The following is a 22,582-nucleotide window of genomic DNA, read 5'->3' as shown; positions in this document are numbered from 1 at the left end:
CCTCAATGCAGGTTCGGCTGGGCGCCCGCGCCCTTTTCATCAATCATGGCTCCGGTCAGGAACCGGTCCAGCCGGAGCTGGGTCGCCGTTTCATGCGGCGTATCGGTCGCCAGTAAATGCGCGAACACATAGCCCGAGGCTGGGGTTGCCTTGAACCCACCATAACACCAGCCGCCATTGAAATAGAGGCCCTCGATCGGGGTTTTGTCAATGAAGGGAGAACCATCCATCGACATATCCATCAGTCCGCCCCACATCCGCAAGAGCCGAGCGCGCCCAATCATCGGCATCAGGGCCATGCCGCCTTCGAGCACATCTTCGACAACAGGTAGATTTCCGCGCTGGGCATAGCTGTTATAGCCGTCAATATCGCCGCCGAAGACAAGCCCACCCTTGTCCGACTGGCTGATATAGAAATGTCCTGCGCCGAAGGTAATAACGCCTGGAATTATTGGTTTCAGCCCTTCGGAAACGAAGGCCTGCAAAACATGACTCTCGATCGGAAGGCGCAGGCCCGCCATCGCCATTACACGGGAAGAACTGCCCGCGACCGAAACGCCGACCTTATTCGCGCCGATATATCCCCTGTTGGTTTCCACACCTTTAATTGTTCCCTTCTCGATCTTGAATCCGGTCACTTCGCAATTCTGAATGATGTCCACCCCATGACTATCGGCGGAGCGGGCGTAGCCCCAGGCGACGGCGTCATGGCGCACGGTACCTCCGCGTCGCTGCAAAAGTCCGCCTTTGATGGGGAATCGCGCATTTTCGAAATCAAGAAAGGGGACCATGTCGCGCACCTGTTCCTGATCCAGCAGTTCCGCATCTGCATCATTCAGGATCATCGCATTCCCGCGTCGCCGAAAGGCATCGCGCTGAGCATCGCTGTGGCAGAGGTTGAGTATGCCACGCTGACTGACCATGGCGTTATAGTTAAGGTCCTGCTCCAGTCCCTCCCAGAGTTTCAGCGCGAATTCGTATAAAGGCTCGTTGCCATCGAGCAAATAGTTGGACCGGATAATTGTTGTATTTCGGCCGACATTGCCACCCCCGATCCAGCCTTTTTCCAGCACGGCGATCCACGCCTTCTTATAGACCTTCGCAAGATAGTGTGCCGTCGCTAGACCATGACCGCCGCCACCGACGATGACGTAATCGTACTCGGGCTGTGGAGCGGGATCCCGCCACACGGGTTTCCACCCGGTGTTCCTCCTCAACCCTTCCAATAACACTCTAAGAGCGGAATAGCGCAAAGTTGGCTCCTTTTTATGAATGCTTGAACAATCGCATAATGCCGTAAATCCGATTGTTCTGATAGGGTCATGATTGACGTCAAAAAAGACATGCGCGGCATGATTACTGGCATGAAACAGGGAATACAATTCTTTGGGGAAAAACGCCTTGCAAGTTTCCTGCGTCGTTGACAGATATACTCTTCACTGAATACCCTTAGTCATGAGACCATCAACTTCGTAACAAGTGTATTTCACAATTTATAGTAGGGCTTTAATCCAGAATGATGGTTGAAAAGAGTAAATCTGAAAAAACCGGGCTCTACTCGAAAGAGCATTACATCCCGATCCTGCTGTCCTTCATTGCGGCCTTTGTCGATGTGATATGTTACCTCGCGCTTTTCAGAACCTTTACCGCCTTTATAACAGGCACTCTGATTATTCTGGCATCGGAAGTCATTCATCCGGACGGAGTTTGGATAATGAAGGCTTTGGTGGTGCTCACATTTGTCGTGGGACTATTCTTGTGGCTTATTCTTCTGCAAAAATTGAAGGATTGGAAATATATACGTGCAGCGGTGCTGGCGGTAGAGGCTGTTTTGCTGGGGGCCTTTATGATATCGGGAATGTTTTTCTCACCGCTGCTCGGCGCGGACACGCCTGAAACGATCCTTGTTGCGCTCATTGCCGTTTTTGCTATGACGCTTCAGAATGCTGTGATGGCAAAGGTTTTCCACCAGCATGTTCCAACGACCGTAATGACCGGTAATTTCGCGCGCTTCGCAATCAGTGTGATCGATATACTCGGTCCCGAACGCGCGAGTGTGGACAGGGACGAGGATGCTGCCTACAAAACCAGAAGGCAGTTACGGCATTATTGTTATGTGCTAACAGCTTTCTCTGCAGGCGCTCTCGCAGGCGCAGTTTCCTATAATGTTGGCGGATTTCTTGCGCTTGCCTGCCCTATCACAATATTAATAGCGCTCGCAATCCATCAATGGCGCATCCGATACGATTCAAACACATGATCTCTGCCTTCGGATAGAGCAAAGAAACTTAACTTTGGAGAACGCCTTTGCGCCGTGTAATTCCGGAAAACTAGAATTCCAAGGAATAACCAACCATTGCGCCTATCCGGTAGTTTTTCTCTCCTTCTTCCTCTTGATATTTATAGCCTGCACCAACTGTTATGCCATTTTCAAAGAGGTATCCCAATGAGGCTTGAAAGACTTCACCGTTCTGTGCCTCATCTGCGTCATCCGGATTTTTATTGTTGATATAGGTATATGTCGATCCCAAGACCCATTGCTGGTAACTCAGTTCCGCGCCGATGGTGTTATAGGTCCGATCGTGTGGTTCCTCGCCGCTTAGGTGATTGATATGCACGATTTCACCCAGAATCCGACCTCTCAAATCAGACGTGAAGATATGCTCATATTGGCCCGAGAATGTGTAGCGATCCTCGCTCGTCTCGTCTCCTTCTCCGGCGGCTTGATGAGCGTAGCCGAGGCGATAGGAAAGTCCCTCCGGGAGATTGCTTTTCAGGGAGTAGAAGTTAGAGCCGCCCAGAGAAACCGCGACGGATGAGAAATTATCCGTATTGGAAACGCCGCCATCGCTTTTGTGGGTGACGCCGCGTTCATATAGTATGGAATTGCTGAGAAAAGTCGTATCTGCGAAGAAGGTGCTCACATCGAGCCGGTGGGTGCCGAAATCACCGGCGTTCAGCTTGGCATAGCCGCCAACGCCGATCTTTTCCCGTACGGTATATTCATCAATAATCTGATACCCATACATGCCCGGCATAACATGTTGATCGAAGCTGATAACAGGATCGAACTTACCAGCATAAGCTCCGAAATTGTCCTCGTCATAATTCACCGTAAGCGCACGAATGAACAGAGGTTCATCCTCAAAGTACCGGTTACTGCCATCCAGCGTTGCGCCACCACCGCCATGATCATGGCCTGCAGGCTCGCCCTCCAGTTCAACATTCGTATTTACCGAAAAACCATTGCCGAACCCGTATCCCATTTCAAGATGTGAGTGGGTATAGGCCTCGTCTATTTCCTCGTCCGCCTCTCCCGCTTTATAGACATGGTCATAAAGGATTTTGACATGCAGATGGCCGTAAAACCCGCTCGTCCCATGGTCTTGACCGTGATCGTGACTATGGTCTTCTGCCATTGTGACAGCGGGAAGCAGGAAAAAAGTCAGGGATGGAAGTATGGTTTTCAGTTTCATTCGTCGGCGCCTCCATTTTCAGTAATGTTATAACATAACAATATCAAAAGAAAGGACCTGTCAAGGGCGATCCGAAGTGAAAGGTAATTTGCTCTGCAACAGGTTGTGATGGAAACTCGTTTAACGCTTGTGCTGAATAAAAAGAAGACGGACAGGTGCATTAATGAATAGCTTTACGCTAGCCACCCAAAGTAACTTTCTCATCACTGGTCGGAGATTTCCTGCGCTTCGCGATCTATTTGATTAATAGCTTTGGTTCGTAAGGAACGATTGAAGAGAAAGGCGGAGATCTGGCCTACAAAAGCCAAGGGCAGTTTTGGCATTACTGTTATGTGCTAACAGCTTTCTCAGCAGGTGCCCTTAAAGGGCGTAATTTCCTATTATATTTAGTGAGATCCTTGCCCTTGCTCGCTTCGTTAGAATCCTAACAGTGCTTGCACTCCATCATTGGCGCACCCGACACGATTCGAACGTGTGACCTCTGCCTTCGGAGTTTTGTTACTGATGCGGCGAGCATAGGTTTTCTGCGGACGCGTGAAGCCGATAGTGGCTATATTTGGCGCACTTTGACGGGTGTAACGCGGACAATGCACGGACATTAATCGAAAGCCTTTCTTGCCTTTTCAAGATAATCGGAATGATGGTGACTATAGAGCTCCGAGGTACGTTCATGGCTATGGCCTAGCCATCCCGCAATGTCGAACAAGGGCACACCCCTTTGCGCCATCCACGTTCCGGAAGTGTGCCGCAAGGTGTGCGGCGTAACGTCTGATAAACCAGCTTTTCGAACAGCAGTTGCGAATGACTTTTTAATATCCTTTATCCGTTCCCCATTGTTATGGATCACGAAACCGGTTTCGTAGCTCCTACCCTTGGCCTGTTTCAGGAAATACATGAGCCGCCGTGGTATTGGAATGATTGGGCGTTGTTTATTTGTTCGATTACGTCCGGGCGGATTGAAATCGATACGCTGATTTTAGAAGCTTACCTGTGGCCAGCGGAGCGACAATATTGCCTCTTTGCGGGCTCCGGTATAAAGGCCAAGCAGAATAAAAAGCGGCAGGTACAACCGGACTCTAGGTTCTGATTTGGCGGCCCATAGAAGTGAAGCGGCTTCACTGCGTGTCAACCAAACACTTTTACCTTCGGGCTTTTTTGGAAGCCATACATGTGGAACGCGGGTTAACCGGCCCATTTTATGATCGTGCTTGATAGCAGCTCTCAAAACGCCTAGTTCTCGCCTAATCGTGCTGTCAGAGCGGTTACGGCTAGCTGAATACGCTAAGCAAGTTGGACGAGAAATATCCCCAACAACATTAGCTCCCCAAAATCTTAATAGTGGAGAAATTGCAAAACCGATACGTTCCGGTGCCGCTGTGTTCACCGCATGCTCATCCGTATAATTTTCCAGAGCATCCAAAATCATATATTTCTCCGGAGGGAGAGGTCCGAAACGTTGCTGCTTGGATTTAATGAATTCTGCGAGCTGTTCTTCAGCTTCTTGATAATTCGTTGTCCCCGTGCTTCGTTCCCGCGTCCGACCCTTTTCGGACCAGCAGATATAATATTTTCCTCGCTTTTTGAGGTATTTGAGATATGCGCCTCTGTTTGGCCTTGGCATGACTTCCTCACATTCTGTTCAATGAATTCATCAATTGTTTCACGTGGATACATCCACGTTCCAGAAACCATAATGGCGGAAATTTTATTTTGCTCTCTGAGCGTCCGGACGGATCGAGCGGGAATGCCTAATTCCTTGGCAAACATTTCAGCGGTGAGTAGCCGGGGGAGATTACCAGTCATCACGCTTCACCCTATTCAGTTCGTAAGGCGAATTTGAAATCTCCTGTTGAAGAGATTGCGTGAGATGATTAGGATGAATATCAGAAAACGATCTCAAAATTTAGCTTCCATCTTACGGTTAAGTTTCATCGTTTTTATGATCAAAAGAGCTCGGCGGCCGTCAAACCTTGCCGGGCTCTTTTTCGTTTTTATTGCCTTTCAATTGAGCAATTTCTTTTCTTAATTCTGTTAGCGCCTCAAAGACTTTTTCCATTTCATAGCCAATGCCTTGAAGTTCCATAGCGTTATGTTCGCCGGTCCATTCATTTTCTAGGTCTTTGAAAGTGTACATGAAACTGAAGTCGGGATTTCTTCGGATAGCTTCTGTGTTGGCGATACACTCGAAAATTTTTCTTGGATCAAACTCCAAAATTTCAGCAATTTTTGCCATATTCACCATGGATGGATATTTTCCATCCGCTTCGCCGGCTTTTTCGTATTTCACCATTGAGTTTGGGCTAATCCCGGCAAATTTTGCCAAGGCGGCACGTGTCATGCCTTTATCTTTGCGCTTCTGTTCTATGATTTGACCCAAAGGCGCGTACGGGCTTGCGGCAGGTCTCTGGCTTGTTGGACTGTTCATAATTCTCTTTAGTGTGAAAATAGTACAAAAAAATATATACCAAAATGCATATTTTGATGCCAATCATTTTTCCCCTTATGGTAGGAAAAATCGTCGATAATGCTTTAGGGAGTATATTTATCTGAAAGTCTTAATGCCCAGTGAGGCTATTCTTAGCGCAAAATTTCTGAAACACATGGAATGGAAAGGTCTAAGGTATCTGCGATTTCTTTTGTCGTGTTACCTTTAGATTTGAGGGATTTAGCAGCGTCGGCTTTTTCGCGGTATATCTGTGAAACGCGAGATGGTGATATACCAAGGGCTTTAGCGATTTTTCTTACCGTAACATTCTTCCCTCGAAGCCTGATTACTTCTTCTGATTGTTTTTTGCGAATTGCCGCCTGTTCCGCTTGTAGCTGACGCTTCATATTTGCTGCAACGTTGATAGACGGAACGTCATTTTCGGACGCTGCCATTTGGATAGCCAGTTCTTTATCAACGCCCATAAAGAAATATTCTAAAGCATCCCGTCCGGCTTTATTAATCTCTCTTATCCGATCTCTCCGCCCATTAGCTTCAGCTTCCTTGTCTTCGGCACGCCGTCGAAGTATGGACGCCTGCACTTCCAGATAGTCGGCAAGGGCATACAAAGATTGCCTATCAAGCTTATTGAAGGTGATTTTAAATAGGTTATCAAGCAATGGAACTTGGTCCTCTCATTACGAACTAATGCTACGCAAAGAATGGCTCGATTAGCTCACTTGTCGGATTTACGGATGGCTCTCATTTTAACCATCAAATTGTCACCGTAAGGCGTAAGTATCCAATATGTGGCTGTATCGGTTACGCTCCTTTTTTTGGCGCTCTCTTGAATCAAGCCTAATGCTCGCAATTGGATGATAATTGTATCTACGTCATGTTCGCTTATTTTGCCGTGGCGGAAAGATTGCCCCTTTAACTTCTCAGTTTTTTCTGCTTCTTGATAGGCTAAAGCTCCAATAATTTCTTGTATTGAACGGCGCAAACGGGTTTCCCGTACTTCACTGATTAAGCTGCCAGATACTAAGGAAAAGACTTCGTTCCATGTTGGCTCGATTGTCACCCGATATTCGACGCCAAGGAAATCATCATAGGGGCGAACTGTAGCTTCAAACTTTGCTTTATCATCCCCTTGAGCAAGGTATTCAGCCCCTGCGGGAGGTCCAGAGCGTGAACCCTGCAATTCGACTTCAAGCTCTGCTACACGATTTCGAAGTGAGAGAATTTCGGAAATAGTTGCTTCTGAGGGAACTTTATCGGCGCGTATCCAGCCGACAGCGGGCCTCTTTTTAACAACCGAGGTAAGCCCGACAATAACGGAAGATTTCAGGTCATGGACAGAGGTCCAATATACGCATGTATGAGCATCTTCGACCTTCTTTCTAAAATTAACTAACTTCTCCCATGCTTGCTCGTCAGTTTCAGTGTTCCCTCTTGGTAATTTATCTGGATCTTTTATGAGGAAAGGAATTACGGCTTTTTTTGACTTTACGGCGTAATCATACTCTTTCTCAGTGTATCCTATCCCTTCACTATCGAGGGAACCATACCGCCCCCCAATGATCAGGAGGTAATAGTCCGATGCATCGATTACGTCTTTTATTAAGTCCCATGCGGTTTCGTCGGAGGCCGGAAATAGTTCCATTCCGGCAGGCATGTGATCAAGCTCTAGAACAGCCTTCAAGACGGCCTGGCGCTCGTCAATTAAATCGCGGAAGGTAGAGGAGATAAAAACCTGATATCGCTTATCTAACGTCATTGTTGAACATTTCTCCAACTGCTAGTAAAACAACATAGCGTTCCAAATTGAATCATTGAGACCCTTTTATCGATCTAACTAGGTAGGCTAACTGTTCAATTCCGTCGTATGTGGTAGGGAGTTTCTCTGGGTCAGCTGTTATTCCGCTAAAAATAAGGCTTTCAAATTTTTCAAGAGCTCCAGAGTTTTTCTCAATTAAATGCTTGGAGCTTTCCGCATAACTTTCAATGAACTGACATAGAGCTTGCCGAAGCTCTATCTGCATCTTTTGCGTTTTCGAACCTTTGTGGCTATGCAAGATAATTCTAAAAAAATAAATGAAGAGAACCTCAATCGCTATCAACGGCGGCAAAATATATAGATAATTATTGTCAATACTAAGATCATTATATAGTCGATATATTACGGTCACAATTTCTGCAACGAGTGGAGCAATAATCAACACGGCCATGAATATTAAACCGGAAAATTGCCACCATTGGCGGACTGAAATTCTCTTCTTTAAATCTTCAAAACCTTGGTTAAGTCCTACAAAGTTAAACTCAGATTTTTGATGCTTAAGTATGTCAGCAAGCGCATCAACCTGACTTTTTTGATTTGAAAGCTCTTTCTTCCAATCTGAAATTAGATTTTTAGCGGTTTCCATGTTTTCAGAAAATGTTTTGAAGTTTTGAATGCCCTCACTTTTGAGCATCTTCTTAATTATATCGGCGGGCATTAAGGTCGATGCATAACGCAAACTGTGTCGGGTATTTTGGTCAAATAAATTAAAATTTGATTCAACTTCATCCTTTACTTTAGTGATCGGAATTGGGGTTGCTTTTTCTTCAATTGGTGACATTTCAAACTCTAGTAAGAAACGATATGCCCAAACAAAAAGTTTATCGAAATGAAGTCGGTTTGACGTGTCAAATTCGTCGATCAGCGTGAAAAATCGACCTCCAATCACCCCTAGATTGAAGGCGCAGTTCTCATCCCACTCTGCTGGTTCGTCGAGTATTTGTAAGAGCACTGTCGAGATAAAATTTCTTTCAAGCTTTATCACCTCGTCACTAGTTTTATGGCTATCAAATTTACGCATGAGGCCTTGAATAGCAAAAATTGCCTTATCTTCAGAAAAAAGCATTATTCCCCCTATACGCGTTGGCATAATTTGAATTAGCTATTTGTAGGTTATAGAAATATAATTCGTTGAACAACTCAAACAGTTATTCATATCCGAAGTGTATACTTCCTTTTCTACGTAACGTATCGAAGGAAGAGTAAATTCCCCAAGAATCTTACTAGCTCTTATGTCGATGATGGGAATTGCTCGTTGTCCTCAAAATCCGGATACTCTTCACCCGCGAAAACCCTCTCATAAAAAGCTGCCCTGATTTCTTTCGCAATCTCGTTGTGATCTTGCCAGTCTTGCCAGAATAGACGGCCCGATGGACTAAGATCATGCTCATCGGCTATTCTTTAAAGTGCTTTAAGTTCGATTGAGAAAATATCGATACCAAACACCGCAGTATCCAAAATTCGGCGTGCCGCTTCCTCTACTTCATCGATTTGCTCTTCATCGATAACTATTCCTCGAAGTTCTGCAATCTCTCCTAACTCTTCGCCGTCCAAAAGCCGGAGGGCATTTTGCAATGCTTCAAAATGTGCACGGGCTTTGACGGGATAGGCACGGAAGCGACCTTGTCTGAGCATATCGAGTTCTCGAAGATGCAGAAGACAGTCTTCCATAAATTTCGAAGTGTGGATGCCACTGGCTGAAATTTCCTCTGGCGTTTCATGCGGGCCAGATGTTTCCATTTCAATCCCAATAACGGCCTCAGGTGTAATTCCCAATATTTCACATAGGGAGTGAAGTCGGGAAATATTGGGCTCCATTCCGCCGTATTCGTATTTCTCAATCGTTTTGACAGGGATGCCGGTGAGCTCTGCCAATTGTTTCCGCGTCAGGTTCTTGGTATTTCTTGCGGCCTTCAGCCGATCGGCAGGGGTATCGTTTTCTTTGATTGCATTGATTATGATTTCAGAAGTCATTTTTCTGATCCTTTCAGTTAAGTATTTGAAAATATTGGGATGGGGAAGGTTCCCCGGGTGTCTCGGGGAGGTCCCCGGGATAGTCTGGGACGAGGTAATCCGGGTAGGGGGTGCCGTCCGTCAAATTATTTCCGGAATTGTTTTTTCCGACGACAAGTGTCCGGACACTTGTCGTTGTTGTGTGCTTCATAGAAGCATTCGCCCGCCAAAGGCGAAGCGCCTGCAATTGCGTTTCTTCCAACTGTCGTTTCTTCAGCAAGTCTTCGAAATTGCCGGAGAAGTTACGAACTATCAGACAAGGCTCGTATCGATCCGTAAATTTCGGCATTGGATTGGTAATGCCTACCACGATATCGCGCGTATCGCCGCTGTCATTGCGTTCCTGAGCGGCTTTGGCTTTTAGCCTTAGGCATGATGTTCCAGAGCCATCTACCGCGCGCGTCTGGCGCTTTGACGAGCTTCAGGCCGTCTTCCTGGAGCTGCTTTCGGAACTCTCGTATTGGTCCAAGAGGGTGGAAAAATTTGAGCCTGTGCGTTTGCTCGAATAGTTCTTTGAGTTCGGGTCCCGCAAGCTGATCAAATTCCGATGGTTTGAAAACATATTTCACACATTCTGCGGGGTTCTGGATACGTTCATCATGGGCGTAGCCTTTTTCAAATCGCGATTTGAGTTAGTCCATGGTTTCCATCCATTTATTTGGCCCCAGCCGCTTGCCAGAGCGCATCAGGACGTGTGAATGCATATTAAGGTGTGGAGCCCCGTCAACCCGCTTTATGGTGTTTTCGACGTTGTAATAGACGAATGAAAGACCGCGCTCTTTGAGCAGCGGATCGCTGTTTAGTTTTGATATTTTCCGGGTGAAGGCTTTATGGGCTTCCCGGTATTCTGACAAGGGCACCCAACCGTTACTTATGACCAGCATACGGAGGTGCTTTTTATTCGCACCGTCCATGTAATAGCGGACATGCTTGAACATATCGTGGATGTTCTTGGCCTGCATGACGGGGATCAGGTTGGAATTACGGAAATTGTTGGCTTTCTCCGCTTGTCCGGTGCAGAGGCCTATGATGGTGGTGCCGTTTTCTTCCTGATAGGCGTTGATGCCCTCCGCCTCCAAACGAGCCGCAATGTCATGGGATTGTTTCTTTAGGATCCGTTCTCTGCTTTTGGCTTCGATAAACTTGTCGCGGTCCACGGCTTTACCAATGGTTTTCTCCCATAGATCGGCTGAGGACAGCACCCCGGTAGTCTCTGGGAGAGCTGTGCCGGAAAGCTTAATCTCGCCCGATTCTCCGTCATATAGCTCGCGAGATGCCGTAAGGCAGAGGGAGGCTGTGAGATTGCTGCGAGGGGGTGCCCCCTCGCGCTCCCCACGCTCGCCGCTGGGCAAGGGTGCAGGCACGTTGTGTCTGCACCCCTGCGGGGGAGCATCGGGTGTCGCCGCCGCATCAAGGGGCTGCCGCACCACTCCTGAGCGGGGCTCAGGACCGTGCAGCCCCTTGACCCGGACGTCAGTGCGCGAGAGGAACGCAGGCCCAGTATGCGGAGGAGAGAGCGCCATCAGTGGACGATTTCCTCGCCCGCTGAGTTTGAATTTCCCTCAAGCGTGTCATTTACAAGCTCGAGAGCTTCGGCAAACTCTTCATCGAAATGGTCAAGGCAGAATGCGAAAACCTGATCTGTCAGCTTTTCAATGGCGTCGGCTTCGCGGGTGAGGCCTTGCTGGTTCAGGAATTGCCGCAACTCGCATGATGCGGCGAGCCAGACGGCGGCTTTGATCGGGGAATACCTGCTCATACGGCACCCCCGATCAGGGCGTGCAAATGGCCGGTTACGGCTAGGATTGCCGTAGCAATTTTACGTCGAAAAAGAGAGGCTTTTTGGAGGTTGCGCGGACATAACGCGGACAGAGACCATTTTTCAGGTCTTTGAAATCTCGCTAAGTCATTGTAAAGATTGGCGCACCCGACACGATTCGAACGTGTGACCTCTGCCTTCGGAGGGCGGTGGTATATGTTTCTTGATATATTTTGATATTTTAATAAGGCATATAGATCAATATATTAATTTCCGTTCGTTTCCGCTTGTTTCCTTTATTGTGATTGCTGGTGATTGCTATATGATTGCTGGAACTGAAATTCGGGAGTGTGGTCATGCAGGCAAAGATCATCAAGCGAAATGTCGACGCGGCACGTCCGCAGGAACGGGACTGGTTTATATGGGATACGGAACTGAAGGGCTTCGGACTTAAAGTCACCCATTCGGGAAATCGTATTTATATTGTTCAGTACCGGATGAGCGGACGCGGCATGCCTACACGACGTCTTACAATCGGAAAGCACGGCTCGCCCTGGACGCCAGAAAAAGCGCGTGCAGAGGCTAAGCGCGTCTTGGGAGAGGTGGCGGATGGGCAAGACCCGCAGCAGGTCAAAATGACAGAGAAAGCCGCGATGACGGTGTCGGAGCTCTGTGACCGCTACTTAGAAGAAGGTTGTGCAACCAAAAAGGCGTCGACGATTGCAACTGACACAGGGCGGATAGAACGACATATCAAGCCTTTGTTGGGAAAGCGGCGGGTCAAGGACCTTACCGTAAATGACATAAAACGCTTTATGGCGGATATCGCAAAAGGCAAAACAGCCGTCGATGAGAAAACCGGACCGCGTGGACGGGCGCGCGTCGTTGGCGGGCAAGGGACGGCATCACGGACAACAGGACTTTTGGGAGGTATTCTTTCCTTTGCCATTGCCGAGGGAGTTCGTAGCGATAATCCGGCTCATGGTGTTAAGCGATTTCCTGACCGGAAGAATGAGCGCTATCTCAATTCTCAGGAGCTGGCAAAACTCGGTGAAACCTTGCGCATTGCCGAAGCTGCGGAAATAGAACGTAACGAGTTTGTGCGCATTTTAGGCAGTACAAAAGGTGAAGCGGAGCGGGCTGCGCTTCATGGCAAGATAACCACACTGGCAAAGGAAGGTGAGAATGAAATGGCAATAGCTGCCATACGCCTGTTAATCCTTACAGGATGCCGCAAGATGGAAATCCTCTCATTGAAATGGCATGAAGTCGATTTTGAATTCGGTTGCTTGCGTCTGGATGATTCCAAGACCGGGCAGAAAGTTGTCATGTTGGGTGCTCCGGCATTGCAATTACTTGCCGGGCTATCACGAGATGAACAATCATTTTTCGTTTTTCCGGCGATGCGAGGGAAAGGGCATTATGTTGGACTGCCAAAAGCTTGGAATAGAATTCGCAAACGCGCTGGATTGCATAATGTGCGTCTTCATGATCTACGACATACTTTTGCGAGTGCGGGCGCGGGAAGTGGCGTTGGGCTGCAGGTGCTTGGAAAGCTGCTAGGGCATTCAGATACTAAAACCACGAGTCGCTATGCGCATATCGCAAACGATCCGATTAAGGCGGCGGCTGATCGAACGGCAGGGCGGCTTGCGGATGCAATGAATAAACGACAATCTAGCGAAGCGACAGTTATCGAAATAAGCAAACACTAAAACAGGCATGTTATGGAGAAAAACAACCCTTACTTCGAAATATATGATGAGATTTTTTTCTTCTTGTGGGATGTCACGACAGGAATTGCCGTTTCAAAGCGTGAGGCATACAAGGGAGCGAGATTGTATGGCGAGTTTCTTTTGAGTGAAATAAGCCGATATGAGCAGGTAAAGAAAGAGGGCGGGCATGCTATCGAACGTCATGGGTTGGTGGCCCCAATGTCGATTATGACCGCTTGGGCTTTCAATGTTTTAGAAGATTGTCACGAGCACCGAATTACACCTCCTCTGGAACTTTGCCATGCGATTTATTATTTAATGGGCTGTAAGCATCTAAATCCAAAACGAGGAAAATATAAAGAACGAGAAGCCTTTTCAAAGCTTTCAAGAAATGTCGGAATTAGAGAAGCATCGCGAGAGATTGGGGTAAATCCGACAACAATCTTAAGATGGAAAAGTGAACTTAAGCAAAGGCACTACCCAGAATTTCCTGGTGGCGAAGATGCCCGGGTCGAAGAATACCAACGCTTAAGAAAGATGACGAACGTCGATGAATTTTACCCTATGCGCTGGCGGGTGTTGCGGAAGAAATAATTAGCGCAACACGGGCAGAATGTTCCATAGTTATCCGTAGGCCTTCACGGCTTTCGTTAACTACCAGAGGAACAGAATTTGCAGAAACCAGTATCTTACTCCCGCCGACTAAGAACCCGTGATGCCGCGTCATATTGCGGTTCTACCAAATCTACTTTCGAAAAACTGAGATTAGTTGGTGACGGTCCGACCTATGCCAAGATTGGCCGTGTTGTTGTTTATGATGTTGATGATCTCGACGCGTGGCTCGACGGTAAGAAGTATCGTTCAACCTCCGAGTATTCATCATCGCTTTGATCCGTGGAAGTGTCGCGGCTGATATCAACTTATGAAGCTGCTAAAAGACTCGGAATCTCCGTCAGAACATTAGAGCGCCATCGCCAGAATAAAACCGGCCCAGTCTTTCTCCGGCTGGGCAGGAGGGTGCTTTACAACGTTGCGGAGCTCCATCGATGGTGTGAAGAAAACAAAACCGTTTGATGGTTGAGGCTATTTAGAAACCACCCTTTATCTTTCCGGGTGTTTCCGCCATAGACCGTCATGAATGAAGACATTCTTCAATTTTTCGATTGTCAAAATGTTAGGAAATTCAATTGGTTAATATAGAGATCGACGGAACCTTACTTTATATAGTTATCTTATGATCGTAAGCATGAAATGAAGGTTTCTCACTACATCCATTATCCGGAAGCTTGCCAGTTTTTGATGACCGTGCGGCAAAGCCAATTGATGGGCAGGCCGGTCAATACGCTCACGACTGTAAATCTTGAGCAGCTTGGTATTCCACCCGTTGAATCTTCTCGTTACCTACGACATTCGTTGCAGAAGCTTCGAAGGTTGTTCGAACGGCGCGACTGCCCCTGGTGCGTTGCATGGGTGCTAGAGAATAGCGATATAAACGGCGTTCATGCGCATATCCTGATCCATCGTAACTTGCCCCTTATGAGCGACTGGCGAGCGTTTCGGGCGCTGGTTCTGAAAGCCTTGAATCAACCGAAGCCGCCGCCCCGCGCTATCCGCTCCTGTAAATTCAGGACATGGTTCCAAAGCTATGAGCAGAGTCGCGGCAATCTTGAGAACTATCTCTTGAAAGGTATCCGCCCGGAGGTCGCGGGCCTGCTCGACATAAATGCGACGCCACAAGGGGTGATTTACGGGAAAAGGATCGGATGGAGTCGGTAAAATTGAAAACAAATTTGCAGTTGCGGCCAAAATATTTCACATTTAGCCAAGGTAACTCATTTCAAGTATCAAATTACTAGTTTTTACTCGTTAAGGCAGTGTCAGGGAAAGCATGTTTGAACAAACCTTCAAGAATATTGATGATGTTTTATGGAAAGAGGCAGGCTGCACGACGGAACTTGACTATACGGAGCAAACGTCATGGATGCTGTTCCTGAAATATCTTGATGACCTTGAACGCGAACGGGCATTGGAAGCTGAGTTGAGCGATACGCCCTATCTATTCATTATTGATGAGGAACATCGCTGGAACCGCTGGGCCGCACCCAAGAAAGCGGATGGCAGCTTCGATCACGACACGGCATTAACGGGCGATGACCTGATTGCCTATGTCGATGATAAGCTTTTCCCTTACCTCAGAGGGTTTAAACAGCGCGCCTCCAGCCCCGATACGATTGAGTATAAAATCGGGGAGATTTTTGGAGAGATTAAATCCAAGTTTCAAAGCGGGTATAGCCTGCGGGATGCGCTGGAGCTGATCGATCAGCTGCAATTCCGCACCCAGGACCAGAAACATGAACTGTCGGCTCTCTATGAAGAGAAGATCAAGAATATGGGCAATGCGGGGCGCAACGGCGGGGAATATTATACGCCCCGCCCGTTGATCCGCGCCATGATTGCGGTGACGAAACCGAAGATAGGGGAGCGGATTTATGACGGTGCTGTCGGGTCTGCAGGGTTTCTATGCGAAGCCTTTGACTATATGCGGCAAGGCGATTTAAGCGCAGGGCAGCTTGATACCCTTCAGCGGAAAACCTTCTACGGGAAGGAGAAGAAGAGCCTCGCTTATGTTATCGCCATCATGAATATGATCCTGCATGGCATCGATACACCCAACATCCTGCATGTGAATACACTGGCCGAGAATATTATGGATATTCAGGAGAAAGACCGCTTTGATGTTGTGCTTGCCAATCCCCCCTTTGGCGGGAAGGAGCGCAAGGAAGTTCAACAGAACTTCCCGATCAAGACGGGGGAGACGGCTTTCCTGTTTCTGCAGCATTTCATCAAGTCCCTGAAGGCGGGGGGACGCGGGGCAGTGGTGATCAAGAATACGTTTCTTTCAAATTCGGATAATGCCTCCCGCGCCCTGCGGAAGGAACTGCTGGAAAGCTGTAACCTTCACACGGTGCTTGATTGCCCGGGCGGTACCTTTATCGGCGCGGGTGTGAAGACGGTGGTCCTGTTCTTTGAAAAGGGCGCGCCAACACGGAACATTTGGTTCTACCAGCTTGATCCGGGCCGGAATATGGGCAAAACGAATCCGCTGAATGACAACGATCTTAAAGAGTTTATCGAACTTCAGACGGATTTCAGGGAGAGTGAAAAATCCTGGTCAGTATCGATTGAGGATATCGACGAGACGGCCTTTGATTTGTCTGTGAAGAACCCGAATACGCCTGAAGAGGCACCACTCAGGGAACCGGAAGAGATTATCGCGGAAATAGCTGCGCTGGATGCTGAGAGTGCTAAAATCCTCTCGACCATCAGAGACATGTTGTGATGTGGAAAAAAGTAATTCTTGGTGAAGTATGCCAACTAATAAATGGTAGGGCGTATAAAAAGTCAGAGCTTCTTGAGGAAGGAAAATATCCAGTCCTTCGCGTTGGGAATTTTTTTTCAAACCGGAATTGGTATTACTCAGATCTAGAATTGAATGAAGACAAATACTGTGATTCAGGAGACCTTCTTTATGCATGGTCTGCTTCATTTGGGCCCCGTATATGGAAAGGGGGCAAGGTAATTTATCACTACCATATATGGAAAACAGATATTGATGAATCAAAATTAGACAAGATGTTTTTGTATTATTGGTTCGATTGGGATACGGAGCGAATCAAGTCCGATCATGGTGCTGGTACAACAATGATTCATGTTACAAAAAGATCAATGGAAGCTCGTGAAATTCTTTTACCACCGCTTCCGGAACAACAGCGGATTGTTGCCATTCTGGATGAGGCCTTTGCGGGAATCGACGCGGCGATTGAGAACACAAAGCGGAACCTGGCAAACGCCCGAGAGCTGTTCGAAAGCTACCTGAACAATGTCTTCACTCAGAAAGGTGATGGATGGTCTGAAAAACGACTTCGTGAGATTTGCGATAGAATTACTGATGGAACACACCAAACTCCTAAATACTATGACAATGGATTTATCTTTTTGTCTTCGAAAAATGTGAAAGAGGGCGTGATCGATTGGGATAACATTAGATATGTAGATGAAGTGCAGCATGTGAATATGCAGCGACGCTTAGCGCCACGTATCAATGATATATTACTTAGAAAAAATGGAGCGGGATATGGCAAGGCAGCAATAGTAGATAGAGATGTAATTTTTGATGTCTATGTTAGCTTGGCCGTTTTGAGGCCTCTAGAGTTTATATTGCCAAGGTATTTACTTCATTTCATAAATTCGCCGTTTGCGATGCAGCAGTTTAATAGTCGTATAAAGGGCACAGGTGTGCCAAATCTTCACCTAGAAGAAATTCAGGCAGTTATTGTAACCTTTCCGGACGACATTAAAGAGCAACAAAGAATTATTGACGGCTTGGACGCCTTCAACACGGAATCCCAACTTCTAGAAGCCGTTTACCAAAAGAAACTTGGTGCTCTCGTGGAACTTAAACAATCCATCCTTCAAAAGGCCTTTAGCGGTGAACTTACCAGAGAAGAGGTTGCCGCATGAATGAAGCGGAGACCCGGGCTGACCTGATCGACCCCGCCTTGAGAGAGGCTGGCTGGGGGGTGGTTGAGGGAAGCCGGGTCAAGCGGGAGGTTATTTCTCAGGGGCGTCTGGTCGGGGGCGGTAAGCGGGCGAAACAGGAAATCGCCGATTATGTTCTTCTCTATCGCGGGATGAAGCTCGCGGTTATTGAAGCAAAGAGAAAAGACCTTCCTGATACGGAAGGCGTTGGCCAGGCCAAGCAATATTCCGCAAAGCTGCAAACGCGCTACGCCTATTCGACAAATGGCGTCGGCATCTATCAGATCGATATGCAGACGGGCGCAGAAGATTATGTAGAGGCTTATCCCACGCCCGATGATCTATGGAATATGGTCTTTGTCGAACAGAACGAATGGCGGGATAAGTTCGCGGAAGTTCCCTTCGAAGACAGGGGCGGCGCATGGGAGCCACGATACTATCAGGACCTTGCGATCCAGAAGACCCTGCAAGCCATTGCGGACGGCAAGCAACGCATTCTTCTGACGCTGGCCACGGGCACCGGCAAGACGGCCATTGCCTTTCAAATCGCCTGGAAGCTCCATTACAGTCGCTGGACCCTCGCCCGTGACGGTGCGCGCCGACCGCGCATATTGTTTCTGGCGGATCGCAACATTCTTGCCGATCAGGCCTATAATTCCTTCTCTGCCTTTTCCGAAGATGCACGGGTGCGGATTGCGCCGGATGAGATTCGCAAGAAGGGCCGGGTGCCGAAGAACGGCAGCGTCTTCTTCACGATCTTTCAAACCTTCATGTCCGGTCAGGACGCGGACGGGAACCCCGCTCCAAACTTTGGGGAGTATCCACCTGACTTTTTCGATTTCATCATCATTGATGAATGCCACAGGGGCGGCGCGGACGATGAGGGGAACTGGCGCGGCATATTGGAGTACTTCTCCCCCGCTGTGCAGCTAGGCCTGACCGCCACGCCCAAGCGCAAGGATAACGTCGATACCTATGCGTATTTTGGGGAGCCCGTCTACATCTACAGCCTGAAGGAAGGAATCAATGATGGCTTCCTGACACCGTTCAAGGTGCAGCAAATAGCCACAACGATGGATGACTATGTCTATACCTCTGATGATGATGTGCTTGAGGGCGAAATTGAAGAGGGTCGCCGGTACAGGGAGGATGAGTTTAATCGCCTGATCGAGATAAAAGAACGGGAAGCCTATCGCGTCCGGCTATTCATGAACGCCATAGACCAGTCACAGAAGACGTTGGTGTTCTGTGCAACGCAGACACATGCGCTGGCTGTGCGAGACTTGATTAACCAGATGAAGCAGAGCAAGGACCCCAATTATTGCGTAAGGGTGACGGCCAATGACGGCGCGATAGGCGAGCAGCATTTGCGGACCTTTCAGGACAACGAAAAAACGATCCCGACAATCCTCACCACATCGCAGAAGCTTTCAACCGGTGTCGATGCCCGCAATATTCGCAACATTGTGTTGATGCGGCCTGTGAACTCCATGATTGAGTTCAAGCAGATTATCGGGCGCGGGACGCGGCTTTTCGACGGCAAGGATTATTTCACCATCTATGACTTTGTGAAGGCTTACGAGCATTTCAATGATCCGGAATGGGATGGAGAACCGCAAGAGCCTGTTACCACGACAACGACGCCTGGAACGGGCGGAGGAAAGGATGAACCTATTGGCGGGGGAAGTGAACCCCCAGCGCCGCGTCAGAAGATTAAAATCAAGCTGGCAGATGGTAAAGAGCGCACCATTCAGCATATGACCGCGACCATGTTTTACAGCCCCGATGGCAAGCCCATGTCGGCGGCAGAATTCATCAGGCGGATGTTCGGCGAGCTGCCCGAGCTGTTCAAGGATGAGGATGAGCTTCGAAAGCTTTGGGGGCAGCCACATAGCCGAAAAGCCTTGCTGGACAGCCTCTCAGAGCGCGGCTATGGCCGGGACCAACTGGATGAGATTAAGCGCATGATTAATGCGGAGAAGAGCGATGTTTATGACGTTCTGTCCTATATCGCTTTTGCGCTTTCTCCTATCACACGGCAGGAACGCGTCGACAGCCGGAAGGCGAAAATTCTTGATCAGTATGATGACAAGCTGCAGGCGTTTCTCGATTTTGTTTTGTCTCAATATGTCAAAGAAGGAACAAGCGAGCTGGAGGTTGAAAAGCTGACTTTGCTGCTCAAAGCCAAGTACGGCACAACAACAGACGGTGTGGAAACATTAGGCGGCACCCAAAAAACCCGCGATGCTTTTATCGGTTTTCAGCAGCATCTCTATGAGTGATGCCTTTAAGACTACCGGATCAGTGAACCAATAAACTGCGCACCGAATTGACGGGCTTCAGGAATTGATAGCGTAAAGATAAGTAAAACCTGCAAGACGGCAATTCCATACAGGCTGGATTTAAACGGTTGCTTGCGCGTCTTGTGCCTTAGAAGATGTTGAGCGGAAATTGAACCTATTGTTCCCCCTAAAAACGCGATAGACAGCAACTCCGATTCTGGTATGCGTCGCCTATCCTGTACAGCACAGTGTTTATCCCAGGCGAATGCCAGGAAGCCAACGATATTGATAATTCCGATATAAGCGGCGGCAATTAATACAATGGTGAAATCATCAGGCAATTGATAGTTTTCCTGTGTAGATCTAGCCTCACTTACAATGGTTCCTTTCAATAGTATTATGTGTGAATTAATGCCTCATTAACGAGGGTTCTATATGTTTGTCCCGAATAACATTCTTTTAGCTTTTTACGGACTTGAGAACTGATCCATACTTAAAGCGGTCCCTAGACCAGATTTGAAGATCTAAAATAGAGAGATATAGATAACGGCTACCAAAACTCCGGTTTTCTGAAAGGTGTTTTAAGGCGCATGATGCAAGGTTTCAAACTCATTCAGCTTCAAGTATTCTCAAAAGTGATTGAGCTACAGACATTTTCTGCGGCGGCGGAATATTTTGGAGTCACACAGCCTGCTATTACCTTTCATGTTAAGGAACTTGAAGAGGCACTTGGTGTTTGTTTGATAGAGCGACCAAATAAGAGCATGAAATCCAAGCCAACCCAGGCAGGCGAGGAACTGCTCAAACATGTCCACAAAATTGACGGCGCTATTTCAATGATGCGTGCAAGCATGGAAAAGTATCGTGAGAGCGTGAGCGAGTAATTCCCCGTGCTATTGAACCTGGTTTAAAAGGGTTATGGGCCCCGCATGAAAAGCAACTCGTTTAATCTTCAGATGTTTAAATTCAGCGCCCTAAATCTCCAACAGACCTTCCAATAATCCGCGCCACCCTGCCCGCTTCCATTTGCCGCAAGCCGGGGTTTGGCTCAGCAAGCGCCCTCATAAACCGCCGCGCCAGTTGCGGCCCCTTTTCGATGGTCAGGCTTATCTCGTTCAGCGCCTTTTCAAGTTGACGGCTGCGCACATCCCGGCGGGCGCACTCCCTCGCGGCCCGCTCGATAACAGATAGCGTTCTTTTAAGCTGGTCTTTATCCACCAGTTCTTCCGACCAGTTGCCGCCAAAGGCGACATTTCCGAGTTGCTTTTTCTTTTCCGTCATGAGAACAAAGTAAGAACATTTGGTTTTGTTTTGCAAGACGGATTTTTATGACATGACGCCCATGCGGTCCCTTTATGTTGATATGAATAGCTTTTTTGCGAGCGTCGAACAGCAGATAGATCCAGCACTTCGTGGAAAGCCCGTCGCGATAACAGCAATTGACAATGAATCAGGCGCTTGCGTTGCCGCCTCTTATGAGGCCAAGGCCTTTGGGATCAAAACTGGCACCCGCATCTATGAGGCAAGAGAGCTATGCCCCGGTATTATCTTCCGCCCCTCCCGGCATCGGCTGTATGTCCGGGTTAATCAAAAAATCGCTTCTGTCATCGATGAAATTGCCGAATTGGAGTTTGTCCGCTCCATTGATGAATTCCAGGTGGCGCTGGGCGGCGATAGCGCCACGCTTGACCGGGCGCTTGACCTTGCCCGTGATATCAAGGCGGCAATACGGGAAAGGGTCGGCTCGGAGCTTCGCAGTTCTATTGGCATCGGTCCGAACCAATTGCTTGCGAAAATAGCGGGTAAGCTGGAGAAGCCGGACGGGCTGCAATGGCTCGCCCCTGAGAACATGCCGGACGCTATCAGGCATCTCTCCCTGGATGACCTGCCCGGTATATCACGGGGTATTCGGGTAAGGCTTTATGATGCCCGCATTTATGATGTAACGGCGCTCTACAGGCTCGATCCGCGTCACGCCCGTATGATTTGGCATTCGGTGGAGGGAGAGCGCTTTGTGAGAGCCTTACAAGGCATGGATATCCCGTTGTTGCCAACCAAGCGGAATGGATACGGCAATAGTAAGGTTCTGGCCCCGGTTCATCGACCGCCTCATAAGGCGAAGCTGGTCGGGCGCTGGTTGGTTGAGAAGGCATCGGAGCGAATGCGGCGGGATGGCTATTGTACCCGGCGGTTTCATATGTCGCTCCGATTGACTGACGGGGCACGCCATGCCGGAAAGAAGATAGAAGCAACGCGGGATACGCGGTTTTTGCTCTCGCTTTATGAGGGGCTTTGGCGAGACATTCGCCGTCGCAGCAACGGGGATGTACTCTCGATTAGCGTTCACCTTGGCGATTTGATCCTGCTGACGGAGCGCAATGGCGACCTGTTCGCGCCGCTCTCGCCCGGAATGCCAAATAGACCTGAAAAGCTCGCCACCGTCATCGACCATATCAACCGCCGGTTTGGGGAGCGCATGGTGAAGTATGGAGAGCATCAGGACCATCCGGGTTTCTTTGAGAAGGGGTAAGGAAGT

General features: G+C 48.3%; 26 protein-coding genes. 11 read left to right on the top strand and 15 right to left on the bottom strand.

Translation table 11 applies throughout. The features are described from left to right. Positions 1-2: 2 nt before the first annotated feature. On the bottom strand, positions 3-1,253 hold the full coding sequence (locus LKE13_RS03340; protein WP_227948275.1) for a sarcosine oxidase subunit beta family protein: 1,251 nt from the start codon (positions 1,251-1,253) through the stop codon (positions 3-5). A 263-nt stretch (positions 1,254-1,516) separates the two neighbouring features. On the opposite strand from LKE13_RS03340, the gene LKE13_RS03335 reads away from it, so the two are divergent. Next, positions 1,517-2,260, top strand: coding sequence for a YoaK family protein (locus tag LKE13_RS03335; protein WP_227948274.1), 744 nt, complete (start codon positions 1,517-1,519; stop codon positions 2,258-2,260). A 70-nt stretch (positions 2,261-2,330) separates the two neighbouring features. Here LKE13_RS03335 and LKE13_RS03330 read toward each other — a convergent pair whose 3' ends face one another. The 12 genes from LKE13_RS03330 to LKE13_RS03275 all read right to left on the bottom strand — a co-directional run bounded on the left by LKE13_RS03330 (position 2,331) and on the right by LKE13_RS03275 (position 11,510). Then, on the bottom strand, positions 2,331-3,476 hold the full coding sequence (locus LKE13_RS03330; RefSeq protein ID WP_227948273.1) for a hypothetical protein: 1,146 nt from the start codon (positions 3,474-3,476) through the stop codon (positions 2,331-2,333). Between the two features lie 598 nt (positions 3,477-4,074). After that, complete coding sequence (locus LKE13_RS03325; RefSeq protein WP_321576132.1) at positions 4,075-4,443, bottom strand: tyrosine-type recombinase/integrase; 369 nt, start codon at positions 4,441-4,443, stop codon at positions 4,075-4,077. 9 nt (positions 4,444-4,452) lie between these two features. Beyond that, positions 4,453-4,902 carry a hypothetical protein gene (locus tag LKE13_RS03320; RefSeq protein ID WP_227948272.1) on the bottom strand — a complete coding sequence of 150 codons (450 nt, stop codon included), beginning with the start codon at positions 4,900-4,902 and terminating at the stop codon, positions 4,453-4,455. Then, positions 4,899-5,279 carry a helix-turn-helix domain-containing protein gene (locus tag LKE13_RS03315; RefSeq protein ID WP_227948271.1) on the bottom strand — a complete coding sequence of 127 codons (381 nt, stop codon included), beginning with the start codon at positions 5,277-5,279 and terminating at the stop codon, positions 4,899-4,901. The genes LKE13_RS03320 and LKE13_RS03315 overlap by 4 nt, the downstream gene beginning before the upstream one ends. Positions 5,280-5,439: 160 nt before the next feature. After that, complete coding sequence (locus tag LKE13_RS03310) at positions 5,440-5,901, bottom strand: helix-turn-helix transcriptional regulator (protein ID WP_227948270.1); 462 nt, start codon at positions 5,899-5,901, stop codon at positions 5,440-5,442. Positions 5,902-6,053: 152 nt separating this feature from the next. After that, complete coding sequence (locus LKE13_RS03305) at positions 6,054-6,581, bottom strand: hypothetical protein (RefSeq protein ID WP_227948269.1); 528 nt, start codon at positions 6,579-6,581, stop codon at positions 6,054-6,056. 56 nt (positions 6,582-6,637) lie between these two features. Next, a complete protein-coding gene (locus tag LKE13_RS03300) occupies positions 6,638-7,678 on the bottom strand; it encodes a DUF4062 domain-containing protein (protein ID WP_227948268.1) in 1,041 nt (346 codons plus the stop codon). A gap of 52 nt (positions 7,679-7,730) precedes the next feature. Continuing rightward, positions 7,731-8,804 carry a hypothetical protein gene (locus tag LKE13_RS03295; protein ID WP_227948267.1) on the bottom strand — a complete coding sequence of 358 codons (1,074 nt, stop codon included), beginning with the start codon at positions 8,802-8,804 and terminating at the stop codon, positions 7,731-7,733. A gap of 335 nt (positions 8,805-9,139) precedes the next feature. Then, the gene (locus tag LKE13_RS03290; RefSeq protein WP_227948266.1) at positions 9,140-9,712 is read right to left on the bottom strand and encodes a helix-turn-helix domain-containing protein; all 573 of its coding nucleotides are present in this window, start codon (positions 9,710-9,712) and stop codon (positions 9,140-9,142) included. 13 nt (positions 9,713-9,725) lie between these two features. Then, on the bottom strand, positions 9,726-10,040 hold the full coding sequence (locus LKE13_RS03285; protein WP_227948265.1) for a hypothetical protein: 315 nt from the start codon (positions 10,038-10,040) through the stop codon (positions 9,726-9,728). Between the two features lie 343 nt (positions 10,041-10,383). Beyond that, positions 10,384-11,115 (bottom strand): hypothetical protein, encoded by a 732-nt coding sequence (locus LKE13_RS03280; protein ID WP_227948264.1) that lies wholly within the window; start codon positions 11,113-11,115, stop codon positions 10,384-10,386. A gap of 158 nt (positions 11,116-11,273) precedes the next feature. Beyond that, positions 11,274-11,510 (bottom strand): hypothetical protein, encoded by a 237-nt coding sequence (locus LKE13_RS03275; RefSeq protein WP_227948263.1) that lies wholly within the window; start codon positions 11,508-11,510, stop codon positions 11,274-11,276. 356 nt (positions 11,511-11,866) lie between these two features. On the opposite strand from LKE13_RS03275, the gene LKE13_RS03270 reads away from it, so the two are divergent. The 8 genes from LKE13_RS03270 (at position 11,867) to hsdR (ending at position 20,046) form a co-directional block, all read left to right on the top strand. Next, a complete protein-coding gene (locus tag LKE13_RS03270; protein ID WP_227948262.1) occupies positions 11,867-13,225 on the top strand; it encodes a site-specific integrase in 1,359 nt (452 codons plus the stop codon). 12 nt (positions 13,226-13,237) lie between these two features. Further along, positions 13,238-13,819, top strand: coding sequence for a hypothetical protein (locus LKE13_RS03265; protein WP_227948261.1), 582 nt, complete (start codon positions 13,238-13,240; stop codon positions 13,817-13,819). Between the two features lie 78 nt (positions 13,820-13,897). After that, a complete protein-coding gene (locus tag LKE13_RS03260; protein ID WP_227948260.1) occupies positions 13,898-14,116 on the top strand; it encodes a DNA-binding protein in 219 nt (72 codons plus the stop codon). 3 nt (positions 14,117-14,119) lie between these two features. After that, on the top strand, positions 14,120-14,299 hold the full coding sequence (locus LKE13_RS18850; RefSeq protein WP_415776479.1) for a helix-turn-helix transcriptional regulator: 180 nt from the start codon (positions 14,120-14,122) through the stop codon (positions 14,297-14,299). A 177-nt stretch (positions 14,300-14,476) separates the two neighbouring features. After that, positions 14,477-15,001, top strand: a complete 525-nt coding sequence (locus tag LKE13_RS03250; protein ID WP_227948258.1) for a hypothetical protein — start codon at positions 14,477-14,479, stop codon at positions 14,999-15,001. A 112-nt stretch (positions 15,002-15,113) separates the two neighbouring features. Continuing rightward, positions 15,114-16,565 carry an N-6 DNA methylase gene (locus LKE13_RS03245; protein WP_227948257.1) on the top strand — a complete coding sequence of 484 codons (1,452 nt, stop codon included), beginning with the start codon at positions 15,114-15,116 and terminating at the stop codon, positions 16,563-16,565. After that, a complete protein-coding gene (locus LKE13_RS03240; protein WP_227948859.1) occupies positions 16,565-17,746 on the top strand; it encodes a restriction endonuclease subunit S in 1,182 nt (393 codons plus the stop codon). The genes LKE13_RS03245 and LKE13_RS03240 overlap by 1 nt, the downstream gene beginning before the upstream one ends. Then, positions 17,743-20,046: an EcoAI/FtnUII family type I restriction enzme subunit R gene (gene hsdR / locus LKE13_RS03235; RefSeq protein ID WP_227948256.1), complete on the top strand. Its 2,304-nt coding sequence runs from the start codon at positions 17,743-17,745 to the stop codon at positions 20,044-20,046. Before LKE13_RS03240 ends, hsdR begins: the two co-directional genes overlap by 4 nt. Positions 20,047-20,057: 11 nt before the next feature. On the opposite strand, the gene LKE13_RS03230 is transcribed toward hsdR, so the two are convergent. Next, the gene (locus LKE13_RS03230; protein ID WP_227948255.1) at positions 20,058-20,387 is read right to left on the bottom strand and encodes a DUF1294 domain-containing protein; all 330 of its coding nucleotides are present in this window, start codon (positions 20,385-20,387) and stop codon (positions 20,058-20,060) included. Between the two features lie 249 nt (positions 20,388-20,636). Here LKE13_RS03230 and LKE13_RS03225 point away from each other — a divergent pair, with 249 nt between their 5' ends. After that, positions 20,637-20,930 carry a LysR family transcriptional regulator gene (locus LKE13_RS03225; protein WP_227948254.1) on the top strand — a complete coding sequence of 98 codons (294 nt, stop codon included), beginning with the start codon at positions 20,637-20,639 and terminating at the stop codon, positions 20,928-20,930. A gap of 82 nt (positions 20,931-21,012) precedes the next feature. On the opposite strand, the gene LKE13_RS03220 is transcribed toward LKE13_RS03225, so the two are convergent. Beyond that, positions 21,013-21,327: a hypothetical protein gene (locus LKE13_RS03220; protein ID WP_227948253.1), complete on the bottom strand. Its 315-nt coding sequence runs from the start codon at positions 21,325-21,327 to the stop codon at positions 21,013-21,015. A 52-nt stretch (positions 21,328-21,379) separates the two neighbouring features. Here LKE13_RS03220 and LKE13_RS03215 point away from each other — a divergent pair, with 52 nt between their 5' ends. Next, on the top strand, positions 21,380-22,576 hold the full coding sequence (locus LKE13_RS03215; protein WP_227948252.1) for a Y-family DNA polymerase: 1,197 nt from the start codon (positions 21,380-21,382) through the stop codon (positions 22,574-22,576). The last annotated feature ends 6 nt before the right edge of the window (positions 22,577-22,582 follow it).

Source organism: Sneathiella sp. HT1-7, from assembly GCF_020731145.1.
In the GTDB taxonomy this organism is placed as follows: domain Bacteria; phylum Pseudomonadota; class Alphaproteobacteria; order Sneathiellales; family Sneathiellaceae; genus Sneathiella.
This window is presented reverse-complemented; position numbering and strand designations above follow the sequence as displayed.